Below are 4,584 nucleotides of genomic sequence, written 5' to 3'. Positions count from 1 at the left end.
GGGCCGCCTCCGTCCGAGGCCGCTCCTTCCGAGGCCCCTACCGCCGGGCCCGGCCCGGCCGCTACGGCTTGGTGGCCGCCGGCGGCGCCGCGGGGACGCCCGGCACGCCGCCGGGCTGGACGGGCTGGGCGGGCTGACCGGCCGGGGGCTGCGGTGCGGCCGGCGGGGTCACGGCGTACAGCTCGACACCCCACAGCGAGTAGCCGTACTTGGTCGCCCGCGCCACGCCCTGCACCCGGACGTACCGGACCCCGGGCGCGTCGAAGCGCACCGTCTCGTCTCCGCCCTTGCCGTTGTCCACCGTCGCGGCGTCCGTCCAGGAGTTCCCGTCCGCCGAGACCTGGATCCGGTACGAGGCGGCGTACGCGGCCTGCCAGTGCAGCACCGCCGCGCCCAGCCGGGTCGCCTGCGGCAGCTCCAGCCGCACCCAGGCGTCGTCCTTGGGCGGCGAGGACCAGCGGGTCTTCGGATCGCCGTCGGTGACCGCCGAGGCCGGGAAGTTCGCCGTCTCGTCGCCCGAGGAGGTGGCCTTCGCGCCGGCCGCCAGGTCCGGACCGCCGGTGGGCGGCACCACGTGCACCTGGAGCACCTGCCGGACGGTGGTGGTGCCGGCCACGAACTGCACCGGCACCCGGTACGTCCCGGACGGCGTCTCCGCGGTGGCGCCCACCAGCAGCGGCACACCCACCCGGCCGCCGCGCGGCACGGTCACCGGCCCGGCCGGGGTCACGGTCAGGCCCTTCGCGGCGGCCGGCACCTCGGTGCGCAGCTCGCCCGTGGTGCCCTCGGGCCGGCCGGCCTCCACGGTGGCCCGGGTCGTCACCGGCGCGGAGGCGCCGGTGACCACGTCCAGGGCCGGGTCGGAGAGGCTCAGCCGGGCCGCCGGGGCGTCCGCATACCACGGGATCACCTGGTTGACCACCGGCGGGTCGCCGCCGGGCTTCCAGGTCAGCCGGAACGCGTCGGCCGCCTGCCCGCCGGCCGGCAGCTCGTTGTAGCCGGGCTGCACGGTGCCGATGTCGGCCCAGGTGCCGTCGGCCCGGCGCACCGCGACGGTGGCGGTGGCGCGCACCGCCGGGTCGGTCAGCACGGTGAGCCGGTCCAGCGGGCGGGCCGCGCCGAGCTCGACGACCAGCGGCTCGTCCAGCGCGGTCGGCGCCTTGGCGGCCCGGTACGCGGTGTCCGGATTGCCGTCCAGCACGGCGGCGGCGGAGGAGCCGGGCGCCGCGTCGGGACCGCCGCTGACGCTGGCCGGGGACTCGTCCGGGGCGGTGACGGTGAACTCGCGCACCGCGACGGCGGTCTTCTGCGCGGCGGTGGCCCGCAGCCGTACCGCCCGCACCACGGTGCCCGGCGGCAGTTGGGCGCTGACCGTCCTCTGGTTCCTGACGGTGGCGAGCTGCTTCCAGCCGCCCTCGCCGGTGGAGTACTCCAGCACGCCGTCGCGGATGTAGTCGTCCGCGGCGGACCGGGCGTCCGGGCCGTCGCCCCAGCCGCCCATCAGCACGGTCACACCGCTGACCGGGCGGCCCGCGCCGAGGTCCAGGCCGACCGCGTCGCCGGGCTGCGGGGGAGCGGAGCTCCAGTAGAACGTGTCGGCCACGCCGTCGGTCATCAGCGCGGGCAGGTGGTCCTGCGCGGTGCCCAGGGTGGTGGTCGGGGTGAGCCCGCCGCCGCCCACGCCCGCCCAGTTGTCGGCGGCGCGCACGGCGCGGTCCAGGAACGGGCCGAGCACCCCGGCGCCGACGGTGGCCGGGGCCCGGTCCAGCTGCTCGCGCAGCCGGTTGAGCTCGACCCGGGCCTTCCAGGCCGCGGCGCCGTCGCCGCCGTGCTGCGCCAGCACCATGTCGAGGGCGGCCTGCCCGGCCAGCCCGTAGTCGCGCAGCGGGCCCAGCCAGGGTGCGGCCTCGCCCGCCAGCTGGGCGGTGGCCGGGGTGCCGGCCAGGGTCTGCTGGGCGGTGGCCATGGCGGCGAGGGCCTCCCGCAGCGGGGCGGCGGCCTCGATCAGCCGGGCGAGGTCGGGAGTGGCGCCGGAGGTGGGCTCGGCCGCCGCCCAGAACCGGTCCAGCAGCGGCGTCAGATAGCCGGACTCCTGCTTGGACAGCGGCGAGGAAGTGCTGTTGCCGGCCAGCGCGAGGACCGCGGACAGCGCCGTCCCGGCGGGCGTCGGGGCGGCGCCGGTCGGCCCGGCCAGTGAGCGCACGGCGGCCTGCCAGGACTCCTCCGGCCTGTACCCGGCCGGGTTCCAGGCGAAGTCGCCGGCCGTCGAGACGGCGATCCGGGAGGCCACCGGCTGCTGCATCGCGCCGGTCAGCAGCACCGCCGAGCGGGTGGCCACCTCCGGGTCGCGCCCGGTGTAGGCGCCGAGGAAGAGCCGGTCCGGGGTGGCGTCGTTGACCGGGTAGTTGTCCATGGTGAGCAGCGGGCGCCCGTACAGCCCGGCGGTGTCCGAGGCCTGGGCACCGGTGATCTTCTCCGGGATCACCCCGACCCCGCTCCAGGCCACCTGCACGCCCTCCGGCAGCGCCGCCGCCAGCGCCTTGCGGTACGGGGTGGAGCCCTGCTGGTGGTACTCGGTGGGGACGACGGACAGCGGCGCCAGGCCCGGGTTCCGCGCGATCAGCCGGTCCTGCACCTTCCGCACCAGCGCGGCCTGCGCCTTGGCGGCCGCGGCGGGCCCGGTGCCGTACTCGTCGCGGTCGTCGTCGCAGTGCCACTCGTCGTAGCTGACGTCCAGGAACTGCAGCTGGAAGGCGGTGAAACCGAGCCCCCGCAGCCCGTCCAGCTTCTTCACCAGCGCGTCCACGTCCTTGCCGGAGCTGAAGCAGAAGGACTGCCCCGGGTCGATCGCGTAGCCGAGCACCACGTGGTTCTGCCGCGCCCGGAAGCCCAGTTCGCGCAGCTCCTCGGCCTGGGCCGCGGGGTAGGCGTTGCGCCAGCGGGAGAGCCGGTACGGGTCGTCACCAGGGGCGTAGAGGTAGAAGTTCTGCTTGGAGCGGCCCAGGAAGTCGACCTGCTCCAGGCGCTGCTGGGCGGTCCACGGGGTGCCGTAGAAGGCCTCCGCGGTGCCGCGCACCGGCGCGCCGGTCGGCCAGTCCCGCAACGTGATCCCGGGCAGGCCGAGCCCGGCCGCACCGGGCGCCTGCCCCTGCCCGGCCGGTACGGCGGCGAGCAGCTGACGCAGGCTCTGCGCGGCGTAGAAGGTGCCGGTGGCGTCCACGCCGGCCAGCACCACGGCGCCGTACGTGCCGCCGCCCTGGGCGGGCAGCTGACCGGCCGACAGCACGTACCCGCCGGCCGGCATCCCCGCGGTCGTCGGCCCGGTGCCGTCCTTGCCGCCGGCCGCCGCGGACAGCTGCCGCAGCACCCGGTCCACCTCGCCGCCGGCGCCCTCGGCGGGCCCGCCGACGTACACCACCAGCGAACCGGCGGCCGGCGTCCCGCCGTCCGGCTGCGGCGTCACGTCGCGCGCGCCGGCGACCTCCAGCACCTCGTGCACGGCCCGCACCGCGCCCTGGTCCACCTTGGGTGCGGTCACCAGCGTCACGGCCGACGGCACCGTGACGGGCTTGCCCGCCACCGTCTGCTGCTGCGGCTTCGGGAACACCCTCGGGTCGGTCACGCTGCCCAGCGGCGTCTGCGGCGCGGCGCTCACCACGTCCGGCGCCGAGACCGCCGAAGCCGCCGCGTACGCCGTCGACGGCAACGAACCGGCCAGCAGCCCGCCGACCACCGCCGCGGCCGCGACCCCGGCCGCGATCTGCATCGTCCGCCGCCCCGGCCGGCCCGCGGCCCGCCCGGCCCGCTCCGCCCGCTCCTCGCGCACCGAGGCCAGCAGCGGCTCCGTGCCCTTGAGGTCGGCGATCAGCCGGTCCGCCGTCCGCGGCGCCAACTGACGGCACGTCCGCGCCGTCGCCCGCCGCGCCACCACCGCCGCGGGGTGCTGCAGCACCTCCCGCAACGCCGGACTCTGCTCCAACTGCGACCGCAGCCGCCGCCCGGCCGCAACGGACACTCGGGCTTGCACAGGAGCCTCCTCGCCAGGCCGGAACCACATCCCGGCAACCCCACCAGCTGGCCAATCCGGTGTCAATGTCACCGACAGCTACGCCTGGATTGCCCTGCTTCATTCCCTTGTGGAGACCAGGGCCGACCCCTGGTGCGGAGCGGCCGCGACCAGCAGAATCGGCGTCACGGTGCGACACCGTGTCAATCGTGGTCGGGGGAAGGGGACAACGGATGGTTCCACCGTCGCCGCGCCGGTGGCTGCCGGCCCTGATCGCGGTCGGCCTGCTCCCCCGGCCGTTCCGTCCGGCACCGTCGTGTCGCGCTGGGTGATCGTGGTGTCACGCGGGTAGGACTGTGGCTGTCCTGACCGGGCGTTGCCGAGACATCGCAGGAGCCGCGAGTGGCCGCTTACCACGACAGTGACGGAGCCGAGCAGGTGCCGGCGCAGGACGCTCCGCCGCCGCCCGCCGAACTGGTGGCGCTGGCGCAGGCGTACGGGGTGGACACCCGGTATCCGGGGGCCGGCGGGCAGACGGTGGGGGCGCGGACGCTGGTCGCGGTGCTGGGGGCGATGGG

General features: G+C 76.6%; 1 protein-coding gene. It reads right to left on the bottom strand.

The features are described from left to right. Positions 1 to 61: 61 nt before the first annotated feature. Entirely contained in the window at positions 62 to 4,027 is a 3,966-nt protein-coding gene (locus ACIQOV_RS28700) for a beta-N-acetylglucosaminidase domain-containing protein (protein ID WP_401053387.1), read from the bottom strand. Positions 4,028 to 4,584 lie beyond the last annotated feature (557 nt).

Source organism: Kitasatospora sp. NPDC091257, assembly GCF_044757675.1.
Classification (GTDB): domain Bacteria; phylum Actinomycetota; class Actinomycetes; order Streptomycetales; family Streptomycetaceae; genus Kitasatospora; species Kitasatospora lactacystinica.
Note: the sequence above shows the minus strand (reverse complement) of the source record. Positions and strands in the feature narration are given on the sequence as shown.